Genomic DNA, 15,032 nt, shown 5'->3' on the forward strand with positions numbered 1-15,032 from the left:
CACGAGCACTTACCGCCCGTGCTCCTCCAGATACTTCTCCACCTCAAGCGCAGCCATGCATCCCGAACCCGCCGCCGTAATCGCCTGCCGATACCGCCGGTCCTGAATATCCCCGCAAGCAAACACGCCCGGAATAATCTCGCCGTCCTTCGTCGTGAAGACATTGTTCTTCGTCAGAATGTAGCCATCCGGATCGAGATCCAGCAGTCCCGTGAACGCCTTCGCATTCGGCTCATGCCCAATCCCCAGAAACATCGCCGACACCGGCAGCGTCGACTCCTTGCCCGTCGCCCTGTTCTTCAGCTTCAGCCCCTTCACATCCTTATCTTCCACGCCGAGCACCTCTTCCACCACCGTGCTCGTCATGAACTCGATCTGCGGATGCGCCATCGCCCGCTCCAGCATGATCTTCGACGCGCGAAACTTCTCGCTGCGATTGATCAGCGTCACCTTCGTCGCAAACCGCGTCAGAAACAGCGCCTCCTCCATCGCCGAGTCGCCGCCCCCGATCACCGCAATCTCCTTGCCCGAAAAAAAGAACCCATCGCACGTCGCGCACGAGCTCACGCCATGGCCGATCAGCGCCTGCTCGCTCGGCAGATTCAGCCACCGCGCACTCGCGCCCGAGGCGATAATCAGCGTCCGCGTGCGGATCGTCTCTTTGCCGATGTTCAGCTCATATGGGTGCTTCGTCAGGTCGATCGAGTGCAGGTGCGCCATCTTCAGCTCCGCGCCGAACCGCACCGCCTGCTTCTTCATGTTCTCGATCAGCTCCGGCCCCTGGATCCCCTCCGGCCAGCCGGGAAAGTTCTCCACCAGCGTCGTAATCGAAAGTTGCCCGCCCGGCTCATGGCCCTCCAGCACCAGCGGCTTCAGGTTCGCCCGTGCCGTGTAAATAGCCGCAGTCAGCCCCGCGCATCCGGAGCCGAGGATGACAGTATCGCGCGTCGTGTTTTCACTCATATCAGTCTCAATAGTGTAAATGCGTGGCCGTTCAAAAGGATTCATCGTGCCAGTCTCCTCTTCAGGCCTTCCTCGGCCCATCTACAATCAAACCATGGCCAACCTAACCCTTGTCTACGGAATGCGCCTTCTCCCTGCCGACGAGATCGCCAGCGTAGGCGACGCCCCCATCGAGCTCAAAAACGGCAACCAGGCCCACGTCACCATGCACGTCCTCGAGGGCTCCCGCGAGCAGATCGAGGCCCAGCTCAAGATGAGCCTCGACGCCTTCTTCGACTTCTACCCCGAGATCTAGAACCCGAGAGAGGCGGCGTCTCCCAGCGGAAGCGGAATCTGCCGCTTCTGCTGATACATCCGCTGGTCCGCCAGCCGCCGCAGCAGCACCTCATCGGTCGTATCGTCCGGGAAGATGGCCACCCCGACGCTTCCACTCACCGAAAGACTCCTGCCGCCAACCTGAAGCGGCTTCTTCAGAGCATCCCTCACCCTCGCCGTGCTCGCCTCAACCAGCAACGAGGCCGGCATCTCGCTCGGCAGGTCAGTGGCAATAATGATGAACTCGTCCCCGCCCAGCCGCGCCAGCGTATCCGGCGACCGCACTGCGTGGCGAAGATTGTTTGCGATGTGCTCCAGCAGGCGGTCGCCCGTGTCGTGCCCCTGCTGATCGTTGATGCTCTTGAAGCCATTTAGGTCGATCATTGTTAACGCCGTGCGAGTCCCGTTGCGCCGCGAGTGCTCCAGCGCCTGCTCCAGCCGGTCCTCGAACAGCCTTCGATTCGGCAGTCCCGTCAGCTGGTCATGCAGAGCATTCCACTCGTTGCAGGAGACCTGCCGCTCCAGCATCACAAGCAGCATCCCAATCGTCACCAGAAACTTCTGCCAGTCCCACACCGCCGCGGCCACGCCGACATACTGCGGGTTGTTCGACACCCACGAGTGCGCCAGAAACACCAGCGACCACAGTGTGAAGCCCGCAACAATGGAGATCTTTCCCAGGCTCTTCTTTGGCAGGCTGAGCTGAAACACAACAGCAGCCGTCAGGTACATCACAAACAGCGAATAGTACGCCGTGTCCCGGAACATCTGGTTCGAGGCGAAGCTCCACACCGGAATCCAGATCGCCGCCTGAACCAGCACCAGCCACCACGCCTTTCGCAGTCGCACTGTACTGCAGAGAAAGAATGGGGTCACCAGCCCGAGCGCCAGCCCGCAGGCCGCCACAAGGTGATACAGCGCTCGATTGCGCAGGTCCAGCCCATAGATCGTCTCAATCGCCGCAAGCGGAGCTGTGTTCACCAGCAGGTAAATCAGCGTCAGCCGCTGCGGGAACAGTCCCCGCGCCGCCGCCAGCAGAAAGATAGCCCCCGCCGCCAGATACGAATCGAGCGCCACCACGTGCATCGGCAGATGACGCGGCCCCGAAGGCATGTAGAGGAAGTGCGCGATCGCCTCGAGAAAGATAAAGACAAGTCCGACGATCCAAAGCCCCACGCCCTCCTGCAGATGGCGTCGCCTCAGGAAGTACAGAATCGTAAGCAGTGTGGCCATCGCGGCCAGATCAGGAAGGAGCTGGATGTTCATCTCACAGCACCCGGGCGGCATCGTGCGTTCGTCGTCAGAATCTCAGCGCTCCGTGGCTGTTAATTCCAGAAACATTGATCGTGCAGCAACAACATTACGGGAGTGCGAACGATTGTCGGCTGGACGTCAATTCTGCGCAACGGCATTCCCATCTCGGGAATCTGCGCAACCATCAGGCCTTTTCCAGCTGCTCCAGCTGCTCCCGCCGCGGCGCGGAGGTCACCCGGCTCACCGCAAACAGGCAGATCAGTGACGCAACCAGCGCCGGAAAGATCGCGTCCCGCTCGCCCAGCGCCAGCGGCAGATGCGGCGCAACCCACTCCCACGACACCGTCACCGCTGTCCCCACGGCGATACTCGCCACCGCCGCCGCTGCCGTCGCTCGCTTCCAGAAGAACGCCGCCAGAATCACCGGCGTCAGCGCAGCCGAGTAGATCGTGTACGCATACAGCGCCTTCTTCAACACCGACTCCGTCCCGAGCGACTGAAACAGCGCCCACAGCCCCAGCAGCACCACCATCAACCGGCTCACAATCAGAATCTTCTTGTTCGAAGCCTCCGGATTGATGTACCGCGCATAGATATCGTTCACCAGGTTCGTCGCCGGCGAGAACAGCCAGTTATTCGCCGTCGAGATGATCTTCGCGAAGATCGCCCCCATCAGCAGCGCCCCCAGCAGCCGCAGCGGCGCTGAGCTATCTCCAAACCCATGCAGTCCGCAGTAAGCCAGAATCTCCCGCGGAGCCTTGCTCACCTCGCCCGTAGGAAACAGCGCCGACCCCGTCACCGCGATCGCCACAATCACCGTCTCCAGAATCACCGTGCCGATAATCCACCCCACCACTGCCCGCCGTGCATCCTTCTCCGACTTCGCCGAGAAGAACTTCTGATACATCGACTGGTTCCCCAGCAGCAGCAAACACGTCGGCAGAAACAGCTCCAGGGACTTCATAAAGCCCAGGTCGTCGAACACCGTAAAGTGCGACGCCGGCAGCGCCGCATGAACCGCGCCCCACCCCCCGGCCCTGTGGATCAGCACCGGCAGCGCCAGGCACATCGTCCCCGTCGCCAGCAGCCCGATGAAAAGATCCATGTACGCCACCGAAGACATTCCCGCAATCGCCGTGAACACAATCACGAACGCCGCCAGAATGTAGCGCCCCAGAATCGGCGTGATCACATCCGGAAAGATCAGGTGCAGAATGTCTCCCCCGCCGATGAACTGGTAGCTCGTAATCGCCGTGTACGTCAGCAGAATCGCGATCACACCCAGCACCCGCGCCGTCTGGTTGTACCGCGTCTCCAGCAGATCGGGAATTGTGTACTGCGCAAACTTCCTCGCCCGCGGAGCGATGAAGTAGATCAGCAGCAGTCCCGCCCAGCCTCCTCCCGCCTGCCACAGCGCCACAAAGCCATGCTTGTACGCGTTCTCCGCTCCACCCAGCAGCGAGCCCGATCCGATCCACGACGACAGCAGCGTAAAGACCAACACAAAAGCAGGCAGTGAGCGCCCGGCCACCAGGTAGTCGGCCTTGGTCTTCACCTTGCCCAGACGTGCCAGCGAAACAGTAAGCAGAACAAGAACGATAACGGCGATAACAGCGGCGTAAAGATTCATGGGGCGTCAACAGATTGTAGCCTGTTGCCCATGGACCTCCCCTGACCTCTCACCCGCGCCCAGCTCACCGTCCTCCCCGACCCCGACTGGCAGGCCAACAAAGACCGTCTCACCTACGAGGCATGGACGAAGAAGACGGTGGCAGCTCAGCAGGCGATGGCGCAACATTAACGTCCGGAACATTCGCCGGCTCGCTCGCCGAAGGCGTCCGCCCCGCCAGCTTCATCTCCGCCTCCGCCGCCTCAATCTCGCTGTTGATCTCCGCCCCCAGCAGCATCATGAACCCCGTTAGGTAAAACCACGTCAGCAGAATGATCACCGCCCCCAGCGACCCATACGTCAACGAATAGAAGTTGAAGAAGTGCAGGTACACCCTCAGCAGCAGCGAAGCGAACAGCCAGCCGAAGATGCCCACCGCCCCGCCCGGCGTCAGCCATCTCCAGCATCTCTTCCTCACCCCTGGGGCCCAGTAGTAGATCACTGCAAAACACAGCGCCAGCAATCCCGTCGCAGCAATCCACGCCACCACGCGGCCCGTCATCGCAACCACCGCAGCTGCAAAAGGGCTCTCGATCCGCGCCCGCGTAAACACCGCGAACACATCCCCGCCCAGCATCACCGCCAGCGTCAGCGTCGCCAGCGCAGACAACACGATCGTCAGCCCGATCGCCGAGATCCGCGCGTGAAAATACGATCGCGGGTCCCGCACCTTGTACACCATGTTCAGCGAATCCTGGATCGCCGAAACCCCCACCGACGCCGACCACACCGCCGCAATCAGCCCGAACGTCAGCTTCCCCGTCGTCGCATGCGCCGTCGTCTCCTCAAACGTCGTCAGCACCGCCCCCAGGGCCGAGGTCGGAACGACCAGCGCCAAGTACTCCAGCAGTCGCATATAGATCGTCGATGCCGACCTCGCCGCCAGCCCCAGGATCGAGCTCGCGCTGAACAGCGTCGGAAAAAGCGCAAACAGAAAATAGAACGCCAACTCCGCCGCCCGCCCCAGCAGATTGTCCGCCAGCATTGCCCGCCAGGTCCGAGCCGCCACCACTTTTACCGGAACTCCCTGCAAATCCCACAGCGAACGCAGCGGCGACTGCGACACGTAGTCCCAGACCCTCTGCTGCCGCGTATCCGAAGGATGATCGAGTCTGTGGTCCGAGGGCACGATCGGTGCTCCTTCCGGGGGCCTGCGTCGACTCACGGCAACCTGCTCCAAAGGGGTTAAGATGCCGAAACGATTCTCACAGTCTTCATTCCCGGGCACCCCCTCACGCATCTACAATGAGTGTGCGACCGATGGCAAGCCCTGTAAGAAGACTTTGGGAGCGAAGACCCTTCCCCGTACGGAAGGTTGGCCAACTTCTCCGCGTCGTCCAGGAGAGCCACCAGAACCCCATCACCGGCCAGCCGCGCCCCGCCGAACTCGTCTCTCCCTCTGAGCTTGGCGTCACCTTCATCGGCCACTCCTCCTTCTTCCTCCAGATCGGCGCCCGCAACATCCTCGTCGACCCCGTCTTCGCCACTCGCCTCGTCGTCCTCCGCCGCCAGCGTCGCCCTGGCCTCCTCGTCGAGCAGATGCCCCCCATCGACCTGGTCCTCATCACCCACGCCCACATGGACCACCTCAACATCCCCTCACTCCGCCGCGTCATCCGAGCCGCCCGCCGGCTCCGCGGCCGAGCCCCCGAGGTCGTCATCCCTCGCGGCGTCGAGGACCTCGTCTCCCACCTCGGCTTCCGCCGCCACCACTCCATGAAGTGGTGGCAGCAGATCGACCTCGGCGGCCTCCGCATCACCATGACCCCCTGCCGCCACTGGGGAGCCCGCATGTTCAACGACACCCATCGCGGCTACGGCGGCTACGTCATCGCCTCACCCCAGCACTCCGTCTATCACTCCGGCGACACCGCCTACTTCGACGGCTTCACCGAGATCGGCCAGCGCCTCGCCCCCCACGTCGCGCTCCTTCCCATCGGAGCCTACTTCCCCGACGCCTACCGCACCGTCCACACCAGCCCTGAAGAGGCCGTCCAGGCCTTCGTCGAGACCCGCGCCCGCTGGATGGTCCCCATGCACTACGGAACCTTCCCCCTGGGCCGCGAGCCCATGGAAGAGCCTATCCAGCGCCTCCACGCCGAGGCCCACCGCCTCGGCATCGCCGACCAACTCCACGTCCTCGAAGAGGGCGGAACCCTCCGCCTCCCTCCATCCTCCCCCTATTGAGCCCCTGGAATCACTCGAGCAAAGCCCCGAACGTACTGCTCTTGCTTCCGAAGTAGGCCTGGGCTGGTAGCCCGATGCTTTAGCATCGGGTCTCCCCTGGGGCATGCCTGCCTCCCCCCGCACCAACCACCCCTTCACAATCCCCAACCCACTCCGCTGCATCCAATCCCCCATGACAACCAGGACCTCTCCCGTTAACGCAGCGTCCAGCGGAACCTTCAAGCTCGGCGGCGATCTCCCCATCCACCGCCTCGGTTACGGAGCCATGCGCATCACCGGCAAAGGCATCTGGGGCGAGCCCAAGGACCTCGAAGCCGCCAGGAAAGTCCTCCGCCGCGCCGTCGAACTAGGCGTAAACTTCATCGACACCGCCGACTCCTACGGCCCCGAGGTCTCTGAGCGCCTCATCGGCGAGGCCCTCGCCCCCTACTACGCCAAAGGCGTCGTCATCGCCACCAAGGCCGGCCTCACCCGCCAGGGCCCCGACCGCTGGCTCCCCGTCGGCCGTCCCGAGTACCTCCACCAGCAGGTCGAGATGAGCCTCCGCCTCCTCAAGCTCGAGCGCCTCGACCTCTGGCAGCTCCACCGCATCGACCCCAAGGTCCCCGTCGAAGAGTCCCTCGGCGTCATCAAGCGCCTCCAGGAGCAGGGCAAGATCCGCCACGTCGGCCTCAGCGAGGTCAAGCCTCACGAGATCGACCAGGCCCGCAAGGTCATCGACATCGTCAGCGTCCAGAACCAGTACAACCTCTCCGACCGCCAGCACGAGGACGTCCTCCAGTACTGCGAGAAGCACAACATCGCCTTCATCCCCTGGTTCCCCGTCGCCTCCGGCAAGCTCGCCCAGCCCGGCGGAAAGCTCGACACCGCAGCCAAACGCCACAAAGCGACCGTCTCCCAGCTCTCGCTCGCCTGGCTCCTCCACCACTCCCCCGTGATGCTGCCCATCCCCGGCACCACCTCCATCGAACACCTCGAAGAGAACATCGCCGCAGCAGACGTACAGCTAAGCGCCGCCGAGTGGAAGGAGATCGAAGACTCCGCAAAGTAGCTCCTAACGGGCGGCATCGTCGAGCCACCTGCTTCAGCAAGGGGTCATTGCGAGCGCAGCTGCGACCTCGAGCGACGCTACGACCTCGAGCGAAGCTGCGACCTCAAGCGAAGCTGTCCCCTCGAGCGAAGCGCTCAGCCTCCGACCGCGTCATCCTGAGCGAAGCGCGCAGCGCAGAGTCGAAGGACCTGCGGTTGCTTTTGCCGTTGTCTTTGCCTTTGCCTTTGCTTTTGCTTTTGCTTTTGCTCGTCACGTTGTCTTTGCCTTTGCTTTTGCTCCTCATTCTGAGCGAAGCGAAGAACCCCCGCATTGGCTTTTGCTTTTGCTTTTGCATCTGCTTTGCCGCCTTTGCTTTTGCCTCTAAGGTAGGGCCGGGCTTCAGCCCGGCCATCAAGCCAACCGCGAAGGCGGCTAATACTCCGTCCCGAGCGCGGTCGAACGCGCTGGAGGAACCGACCCACCGACCCACTAGGGCACCCAAAAAAATTGTCAAGCCCTCTCCATTCCCAAAAACCATGCAAACCGAACAAAACAAGCGACTAACCTCCGAACCCGGAGGTGCCGATTAATTCCACTCAAGCCGATAAAATAGAACCAGATACAAAAAAGCTCCGGGTCTTCAACCGGAGCTTTTTCTCGATGACGGCTAAACTTTTTTGAATGAATACTTTGAAAAGCAACGCGATTCAAGCTATTTGTTTTCAATACCCTGCCCGGAGGCGCAGCCCGAAGTTCCACGATAAATTATCTTAAATCAATACTTTGCATACTTTTCGAGGGGAGGGGTCACCGCCCCAGCATCTCCAGCAACCCGGCCTCGTCCAGCACCTTCACCCCCAGCGACTGCGCCTTGTCGAGCTTCGACCCGGCCTCCTCGCCCGCAACCACGTAACTAGTCTTCTTGCTCACACTACCCGAAACCTTGCCGCCCGCAGCCTCGATCCTCTCCTTGGCCTCCTCGCGAGTAAGGTTCGGCAGCGTCCCGGTCAGCACAAACGTCAACCCTTCCAACTCGGACGAAGTCACCTTCTTCTCCGCCGTAAACGTCAACCCAGCCTTGCGCAGCCGCTCCACCAGCTCGCGATTGCGCTTCGCAGCAAAGAACTCCACAATCGCCTCCGCGACCTTCGGCCCGACCTCGTTTACCGCCTCCAGCTCCTCGGCGGACGCCTCCATGATCGCGTCCATCGACCCGAAGTGCGACGCCAGCAGCTGCGCCGTCCGCTCGCCCACAAAGCGAATGCCCAACCCAAGCAGAACGCGATTCAGCGGAGCCTTCTTCGACCGCTCGATCTGCTCCAGCAGCGAATCGGCCGACTTCTCGCCGATCCGCTCCAGCTTCAGCAGATCGTCTTTGTTCAACTCATAGATATCCGCAATCGAGTGCACCAGCGCCTCGCGCGTCGGCGCCTCCGCAGTCGTCTCCTCATCGCCGTCAACTGCTGCAGCGCTAATCTCGATAAGCGAATGCCCCAGCAGCTGCCCAACCAGAGCCTCGCCCAGCCCTTCGATGTTCATCACGCCGCGCGAAGCAAAGTGCCGCAGCTCCTCAGCCAGCCGAGCCGGACAGCTAGCGTTGACGCACCTCCAGTCAACCTCGCCCTCCTCGCGCACCAGCGCAGTTCCGCAGCGAGGACACTTCTCCGGGAAGACGATCTTCCCATGTCCCCGAGGATGCTCCTTGTCCTCGACCACCTCAACGATCTTCGGGATCACGTCGCCGCCGCGCTCCACCTGCACGTAGTCGCCAATCTTCACGCCCAGCCGCTCGATCTCATCGGCATTGTGCAGCGTCGCCCGCGTCACCGTCGTTCCGCCGATAAACACCGGCGCAAGCGCAGCCACCGGCGTTAACTTGCCTGTCCGTCCCACCTGGAACAGCACATCCTCCAGCCTCGTAATGCCCGCGCGCGCCGCGAACTTGTAAGCAATCGCCCATCGCGGAGCCTTGCCCGTAAACCCAAGCCGCCGCTGCTGCGCCATCGAATCGACCTTGATCACCACACCATCGATCTCGTAGCCGAGCGTCTCGCGCATCGGCTCCGCATCGGCGATGAACTTCAGCACCTCGTCAATGTTTTTAGTCACGCGCCAGTACTTATTCACGCGGAAGCCCGCCTCATCCAGCGCCTTCAGCGACTCCGAGTGATGCGCCAGCAGCGGTTCACCATCCCGCAGCAGCAAGTACGCGTAGAAGTCCAGCCGCCGCTGCGCCACGATGTTCGGCTCGAGCGTCCGTATCGTCCCCGCCGCAGCGTTCCGCGGATTCGCCGCCGCCGTCATTCCCGCGGCCACGCGCTCCTCGTTCATCTTCACGAACGCCGCCTGCGGAAGCACCACCTCGCCGCGAACCTCGAAGCTCTGCGGCATCTTCGCCGTCTTCAACTTCGTCGCGGCAACGCTCAGCGGAACCGATCGGATCGTCCTGACGTTCGTCGTCACGTCCTCGCCGATCGTTCCATTGCCGCGCGTCAATCCGCGCTCCAGCTGCGACGAACCATGCGCTCCCGCACCGTACTGCAACGCCATCGAGAGCCCGTCGAGCTTCAGCTCGCAGACATAGCGCACCGTCTCCGAAGCCGCCAGCGCGCCGCGAACCCTCTGCTCCCACGCGCGCAGCTCCTCGTCGTTGTAAGCGTTATCGAGCGACAGCATCGGCCGCGAGTGCGCTACCTTCGGGAACCCCTCGCGCGGCTTGCCTCCAACGCGCTGCGTTGGCGAGTCCGGAGTCACCAACTCCGGATGATCCTGTTCCAGCTTCTTCAGCCGGTTCATCAGCGCGTCGTACTGCGCGTCCGTGATCTCGGGCGCATCGAGCACGTAGTAGAGATGCTCGTGATGGCGAATCTCCTCGCGCAACGCCTCGACCTGTTTCGTAGGTTCCTCTGCCGTCTGCTTCGTCGACATAGCGACGATTATAGAGAGCGGCCCGCGCCGCTACTCGAACGCCTTCAGCGTCGGCTCCATCCAGCGCATCCGAGCTTCGGTCGAGCCCACCACGTCGAAGTCGTAGTAGTCGCGAAAGACGTCGCGACGCGACGCGAAGCGCTCCACGGCAAGGGCCGCAAACTCCGCGCGATCCATCGCCCCGGCCTCGCGTCTCAGTCCGTCGAGCAGGCGAATCCACATCGCCGTGATGGTCTCGTGATAGCCACTGGTCTCAGTGTTCTTCCCGCCCACGGACTCGTTATACCGCCGCACCCACTCCCGCATCTTCGCCAGAGCGGCCTCTCGCCCAAGCTCATGCACGTAGCAGGCGCCTGTAAGCAGGTGCGCCGCATGCGTCCACTCGCTCTTGGGCAAGGTACAGCCTTCAAAGGCCGCAATAAATTCATCGATCTCCGGCTCTGTGACTGGAAGTGTGGGCATGGTTCCAGCATAGGCCATCGACGTTGATGGCACGATATGCTGGAACCGCATGGACCCAGTGACGCACTTCATGACCGGCGCAGTCCTCTCCCGCGCCGGCTTCAACCGCAAAGCCGCCTACGCCACGCTTGCCATGACGCTCGCCGCCGAAACCCCGGACATCGATGTGCTCTGGGGCTTTCAAGGCCCGGTTGCGGCCTTCGAGCACCACCGCGGCTGGACCCACACGCTCATCGGCCTGCCGATCGTGGCCGCCGTCGTCACAGGAGTCATCTGGCTCATCCATCGCTGGTTCGGCCATCGCCTGCGTTCAACGCGCTCACATCCCGCCGGTCAGATACCCGCGCCCGTCCACTGGGCGAGACTCTACCTGTTCTCCTTCGTCGCCGTGGCCTCCCACCTGCTTCTCGACTGGACGAACAACTATGGCGTGCGACCGTTCTTCCCCTTCAATCCGCGCTGGTACGCGGGTTCGTTCGTCTTCATCTTCGAGCCGGTGATATTCGTCCTGCTCCTCGCCGCGCTGCTCGCACCAGCGCTCTTCAGTCTCGTCGGCAGCGAGGTCGGCGCGCGTAAGCCGCTCTATCGCGGACGCGGCTGGGCCATCGCCGCATTGGCTGGAATCGTCGCGCTGTGGGGCTGGCGAATCATCGAGCGCAATAAGGCCATTGAGCTTGCACGCGAGAATACGAGCGGCAACGCCGTCGATATCGTCCGCGTCACCGCCAATCCCTACCCCATCAACCCCTTCCGCTGGCAGACCATCGTCGAGACTCCGCTCCTCTACCAGATCTCCGCCGTCAACACCCACACGGGCGAGATCACCTCCAGCCCGCAGGCCGACGTCTTCTACAAGCCCCCCACCACGCTCGCCGCGCTGGTCGCAAAGCGCAGCTGGCTCGGCCACGTCTATCTCGACTGGTCGCAGTACCCGATCGTCACCGACAGCGGACCCAACTCCGATGGCCTCACCGAAGTCCGGTTTCGCGACCTGCGCTTCCTCTATGCCACGCCGCTGCTCGGCCGCGACCCGTCGCCTGACAGAGCGCCGCTCTCCGGAGCCGTCTTCGTCAACGACGACCGCCGCGTCGACCACATGGAGATGGACGGCCGCATTCAACCCTAGCTTTTACACGCCGTTCAGCTAAAATAAGAAATCACTGAGGTCCCCTATGGCTGCCTATCTCATACTTCTTCTCGCCATCCTGAGCCGCCTTCTTCCGTACGGCTTCCACACCACCAGCGTGGGCTTCACCGCGATCGGCGGAGGCCTGCTCTACTTCGGCTCACGCCGCAGCCGCTGGCAGACGATTCCTGCCGTCCTTGCTCTGATGGCGACCGACTACTACCTGACCACGCAGGTCTTCGGCTACGCCTTCCACGCCAGCGACTACCTCGTCACCTGGTTCTGGTACGCGGCGGTCTGCCTATTTGGCAACCAGGTGCTCTCGGGCAAGACCTCGGCGCTGCGCGTCGCGGGAGCCGTTCTCGCAAGCTCCACCTCGTTCTTCGTGCTCAGCAACTTCGCCGTCTGGGCCGGCAGCTCGATGTATCCCCACACCGCTGCGGGGCTCTTTGCCTGCTACGTCGCGGCCATCCCGTTCTACGCCAACGACGTCATATCGACGGCCGTCACCGCGGGAGCGCTCTTCGGGCTTCCGGTTCTGGCGCGCGACCTCTCGGCAACCCTGCGCGAGGCCCGTCACAGCCAGCGTCCCGCTTAGTTCCGACAACAAGAGACAAGAAGGGCTGCGAGCACTCTCGCAGCCCTTCCTCTTTGTGCTCACCGATCGAGGTGTCTTCAGCGTTGCGCGTCTTCCTCAAGCGGGAACCGGGTTCCACGCCGGCGGTCGAAGAGCTTGCGCACCACCCATACGCCGAGCAGCACAGCAAGGATTCCCCCGATGCCCATGACGTATCCCATGTGAGCGCGCACCGTCTGGATCACCGTATGGAAGATCGCCGGTCCGAAGAGGATCGTGATGACGGCCCAGATCATGAAGCGAATGAACTTTCCCACCAGGATCGCCGAGAAGAACCAGACGGTCTTCATCTCGAAGACTCCCGCGGCGAACTCAAACAGCTTCACCGGCATCGGCGGCGGCATCATCGCCGGAATCATGATGGCAAGGAACTCCTGCCGTTCGAAGCGGTCGCGCAGCTGCTCATAGCGTTTGCGGTTGATCCGCTTCAGCAGGAAGAGCTCGCCGCCAGCGCGTCCCAGGTAGAACGGCAGCAGGCTTCCTACCGCGGAGCCGAGCCCAGCCATGAAGCAGTACAGCACGAACTTCGCGTGATCGTGGACGACGTAGTCGATCAGCAGAGCGTCGATCGGAATGGGAATCGCCGCCGAGTCGATCACCGCCAGAGCCCCGATGCCCCAGGCACCGAACGGCTTCAGCAGCGCAAACAGCGCAACTTCCCATTTGTGAAGTACAGCAGAAAGAGGAGGTTTCACGGGGTCGTTTCTATTCTACCTTTGCGATTGTTCCTGCCGAATGAACATCTGCCCCATGGGCTGTGATTCCCGCCAGCAGGTCCAGCGCATGAGGCAACACGGGCAGAATCGCCTCGAGCGAGCTCTGCACGCCCGCCGGACTCCCCGGGAGATTGACGATCAGCGTCCTCCCGACCGTTCCGCACACGGCTCTGCTCAGCGCCGCGAACGGGGTCTGTCGCAGTCCTTCGGAGCGCATCCGCTCGGCCAGGCCCTCCACAAGCCGCTCGCAGACCAGCCGGGTCGCCTCCGGGGTCACGTCGCGCGGAGCCAGGCCCGTTCCTCCCGTTGTAATCACCAGTTCCGCAGCCTCGGCGCCGCGCCGTAGTGCCGCAGCAATCGCCTCAACCTCGTCGGGGACGACCGCGGAGGCGATGGACGTCACCCCCGCCTGTTCCAGCAGGTCCGCGACCGCCGGCCCCGACCGGTCCTCGCGCTTGCCATGGAAGCAGCCGTCGCTGACCGTGATGACGACCGCCCGAATCTTGGCTCCAAATCCCGTACCCATACAAGGTCAGTCTACGACCTTCGTCCCATACAGAACCGCCCTTCACCTCCGGAAAAGATGAGAAAATAAACGAGGGTCGACTCGGACTCGGGGCAACAGACCGGGTTTAACTTCTCCCTGTTGAAGCGAAACTTTGGCACCCACCAGCCGTCAGACAGATAACCCGATGCCTTCCCTCGAGACCCCGCCGAACGCCGCGCCGCCGACTCCTCCAGTCCGTGTGCGCACGAACCGCTACGGCGACCTCGAGGAGCATGAGCTCATCCACCTCCTCGATGCGCTCGATGACGAGCGCGCACGCGCAAGGTTTCGCGAGTCGGTTTACATCTCCATCATCATCTGGCTGGCCATCGCCTGGTTCGTCCTGTACGGCCCGCAGGTCGTCTTCCACCAGCCGCGGCTCATCAATCCCGCCGACGTCCTCAAGCAGAGGGACAAGGAGCTGACCTACCTCGACATGCCGAACGACATCGGCAAGCAGCTTCCGAAGAAGCCGACGGACGTCATCAGCGACAAGGACCGCAGGCAGCAGACAGCAAAGCCGACGATTGATAGAAAGACGCTTGAGAAGTTGCAGGCGATGCGCAAGGCTGGCGCTCCGGGCGCGTCTGCGCCGACGCCTCAGCCGCCGGCTCCGCAGCCCGCGCAGCCGCAGCAGCCGCCGCCTGCACCGCAGCCTCTGCCCCAGCATCCTCCGCAGCAGCAGCAGCAGGCTACGATTGACGCTCCGCGCCCGGCTCCGACGCGGCCCAACTTCGGCAACCAGAGCATGTCGGCGGGCGATGCGATTCGCCAGGCCGCGCAGGCCGCGGCACAGAACCGCGGCCAGGGCGGCGACTACGGCGCGAACATCCCGGTCGCCCACGAAGGCCTGAACACCGGAGTCGATATCCTGTCCGACACGATGGGGGTCGACTTCAACCCCTACCTGCGCAGGATCCTTCGGGAGATCTATAACACCTGGCTTCCGCTGATCCCGGAGGAGGCGCGTCCGCCCCTGAACAAGTCCGGCGAGACGCTGATCCGCTTCTCCATCCTTCCCGACGGGCGCATCGGCTCGATGAACCTGGACGGCTCAACGCAGGACCAGGCACTGGACCGCGCCGCGTGGGGCTCAATCACGGGCGTCGGCCAGTTCCCTCCGCTGCCCAAGGAGTTCCACGGGCCGAACCTCGAGCTACGCATCCACTACCTCGTCAACAAGAGGCCGGAGTAGATT

General features: G+C 62.9%; 14 protein-coding genes. 6 read left to right on the forward strand and 8 right to left on the reverse strand.

Annotated features, from left to right (window positions below):
- Positions 1-9: 9 nt before the first annotated feature.
- Positions 10-963 (reverse strand): thioredoxin-disulfide reductase, encoded by a 954-nt coding sequence (trxB, locus tag Q363_RS32340; RefSeq protein WP_035359085.1) that lies wholly within the window; start codon positions 961-963, stop codon positions 10-12.
- Between the two features lie 94 nt (positions 964-1,057).
- On the opposite strand from trxB, the gene Q363_RS32345 reads away from it, so the two are divergent.
- Complete coding sequence (locus Q363_RS32345; protein ID WP_035359086.1) at positions 1,058-1,258, forward strand: hypothetical protein; 201 nt, start codon at positions 1,058-1,060, stop codon at positions 1,256-1,258.
- Here Q363_RS32345 and Q363_RS37195 read toward each other — a convergent pair.
- The 3 genes from Q363_RS37195 to Q363_RS32360 form a co-directional block, all read right to left on the reverse strand.
- Positions 1,255-2,544: a GGDEF domain-containing protein gene (locus Q363_RS37195; RefSeq protein ID WP_169747229.1), complete on the reverse strand. Its 1,290-nt coding sequence runs from the start codon at positions 2,542-2,544 to the stop codon at positions 1,255-1,257. The genes Q363_RS32345 and Q363_RS37195 overlap by 4 nt on opposite strands.
- Before the next feature lie 172 nt (positions 2,545-2,716).
- Positions 2,717-4,162, reverse strand: coding sequence for a sodium:solute symporter family protein (locus tag Q363_RS32355; RefSeq protein ID WP_035358937.1), 1,446 nt, complete (start codon positions 4,160-4,162; stop codon positions 2,717-2,719).
- 109 nt (positions 4,163-4,271) lie between these two features.
- Entirely contained in the window at positions 4,272-5,330 is a 1,059-nt protein-coding gene (locus Q363_RS32360; RefSeq protein ID WP_064742769.1) for a YihY/virulence factor BrkB family protein, read from the reverse strand.
- Positions 5,331-5,461: 131 nt separating this feature from the next.
- Here Q363_RS32360 and Q363_RS32365 point away from each other — a divergent pair, with 131 nt between their 5' ends.
- A complete protein-coding gene (locus Q363_RS32365; RefSeq protein ID WP_035358939.1) occupies positions 5,462-6,388 on the forward strand; it encodes an MBL fold metallo-hydrolase in 927 nt (308 codons plus the stop codon).
- Between the two features lie 172 nt (positions 6,389-6,560).
- On the forward strand, positions 6,561-7,439 hold the full coding sequence (locus Q363_RS32370; RefSeq protein WP_035358941.1) for an aldo/keto reductase: 879 nt from the start codon (positions 6,561-6,563) through the stop codon (positions 7,437-7,439).
- Between the two features lie 786 nt (positions 7,440-8,225).
- Here Q363_RS32370 and ligA read toward each other — a convergent pair.
- A complete protein-coding gene (ligA, locus tag Q363_RS32380) occupies positions 8,226-10,346 on the reverse strand; it encodes an NAD-dependent DNA ligase LigA (RefSeq protein ID WP_035358944.1) in 2,121 nt (706 codons plus the stop codon).
- 30 nt (positions 10,347-10,376) lie between these two features.
- Complete coding sequence (locus tag Q363_RS37200; protein WP_157468118.1) at positions 10,377-10,808, reverse strand: hypothetical protein; 432 nt, start codon at positions 10,806-10,808, stop codon at positions 10,377-10,379.
- Positions 10,809-10,857: 49 nt separating this feature from the next.
- On the opposite strand from Q363_RS37200, the gene Q363_RS32390 reads away from it, so the two are divergent.
- Together Q363_RS32390 and Q363_RS32395 are read left to right on the forward strand one after the other, a co-directional pair.
- Positions 10,858-11,934, forward strand: coding sequence for a metal-dependent hydrolase (locus Q363_RS32390; RefSeq protein ID WP_035358945.1), 1,077 nt, complete (start codon positions 10,858-10,860; stop codon positions 11,932-11,934).
- Between the two features lie 46 nt (positions 11,935-11,980).
- On the forward strand, positions 11,981-12,532 hold the full coding sequence (locus tag Q363_RS32395; RefSeq protein WP_035358947.1) for a DUF6580 family putative transport protein: 552 nt from the start codon (positions 11,981-11,983) through the stop codon (positions 12,530-12,532).
- A 77-nt stretch (positions 12,533-12,609) separates the two neighbouring features.
- Here the strand turns inward: Q363_RS32395 and Q363_RS32400 are convergent, their stop codons facing one another.
- Together Q363_RS32400 and Q363_RS32405 are read right to left on the reverse strand one after the other, a co-directional pair.
- The gene (locus Q363_RS32400) at positions 12,610-13,266 is read right to left on the reverse strand and encodes a YqaA family protein (RefSeq protein ID WP_035358950.1); all 657 of its coding nucleotides are present in this window, start codon (positions 13,264-13,266) and stop codon (positions 12,610-12,612) included.
- A 10-nt stretch (positions 13,267-13,276) separates the two neighbouring features.
- On the reverse strand, positions 13,277-13,813 hold the full coding sequence (locus tag Q363_RS32405) for a MogA/MoaB family molybdenum cofactor biosynthesis protein (RefSeq protein ID WP_051979647.1): 537 nt from the start codon (positions 13,811-13,813) through the stop codon (positions 13,277-13,279).
- Between the two features lie 133 nt (positions 13,814-13,946).
- On the opposite strand from Q363_RS32405, the gene Q363_RS32410 reads away from it, so the two are divergent.
- Positions 13,947-15,029, forward strand: coding sequence for a TonB family protein (locus Q363_RS32410; RefSeq protein ID WP_245632624.1), 1,083 nt, complete (start codon positions 13,947-13,949; stop codon positions 15,027-15,029).
- Positions 15,030-15,032: the final 3 nt, after the last annotated feature.

It is taken from the genome of Edaphobacter aggregans DSM 19364 (assembly GCF_000745965.1).
Classification (GTDB): Bacteria; Acidobacteriota; Terriglobia; order Terriglobales; family Acidobacteriaceae; genus Edaphobacter; species Edaphobacter aggregans.

What these genes read in the sequence shown, in the direction of transcription:
- trxB (WP_035359085.1), bottom strand. Translation starts at nt 963, where the DNA reads ATGAGTGAAAACACGACGCGCGATACTGTCATCCTCGGCTCCGGATGC.
- Q363_RS32345 (WP_035359086.1), top strand. Translation starts at nt 1,058, where the DNA reads ATGGCCAACCTAACCCTTGTCTACGGAATGCGCCTTCTCCCTGCCGAC.
- Q363_RS37195 (WP_169747229.1), bottom strand. Translation starts at nt 2,544, where the DNA reads ATGAACATCCAGCTCCTTCCTGATCTGGCCGCGATGGCCACACTGCTT.
- Q363_RS32355 (WP_035358937.1), bottom strand. Translation starts at nt 4,162, where the DNA reads ATGAATCTTTACGCCGCTGTTATCGCCGTTATCGTTCTTGTTCTGCTT.
- Q363_RS32365 (WP_035358939.1), top strand. Translation starts at nt 5,462, where the DNA reads ATGGCAAGCCCTGTAAGAAGACTTTGGGAGCGAAGACCCTTCCCCGTA.
- Q363_RS32370 (WP_035358941.1), top strand. Translation starts at nt 6,561, where the DNA reads ATGACAACCAGGACCTCTCCCGTTAACGCAGCGTCCAGCGGAACCTTC.
- ligA (WP_035358944.1), bottom strand. Translation starts at nt 10,346, where the DNA reads ATGTCGACGAAGCAGACGGCAGAGGAACCTACGAAACAGGTCGAGGCG.
- Q363_RS37200 (WP_157468118.1), bottom strand. Translation starts at nt 10,808, where the DNA reads ATGCCCACACTTCCAGTCACAGAGCCGGAGATCGATGAATTTATTGCG.
- Q363_RS32390 (WP_035358945.1), top strand. Translation starts at nt 10,858, where the DNA reads ATGGACCCAGTGACGCACTTCATGACCGGCGCAGTCCTCTCCCGCGCC.
- Q363_RS32395 (WP_035358947.1), top strand. Translation starts at nt 11,981, where the DNA reads ATGGCTGCCTATCTCATACTTCTTCTCGCCATCCTGAGCCGCCTTCTT.
- Q363_RS32405 (WP_051979647.1), bottom strand. Translation starts at nt 13,813, where the DNA reads ATGGGTACGGGATTTGGAGCCAAGATTCGGGCGGTCGTCATCACGGTC.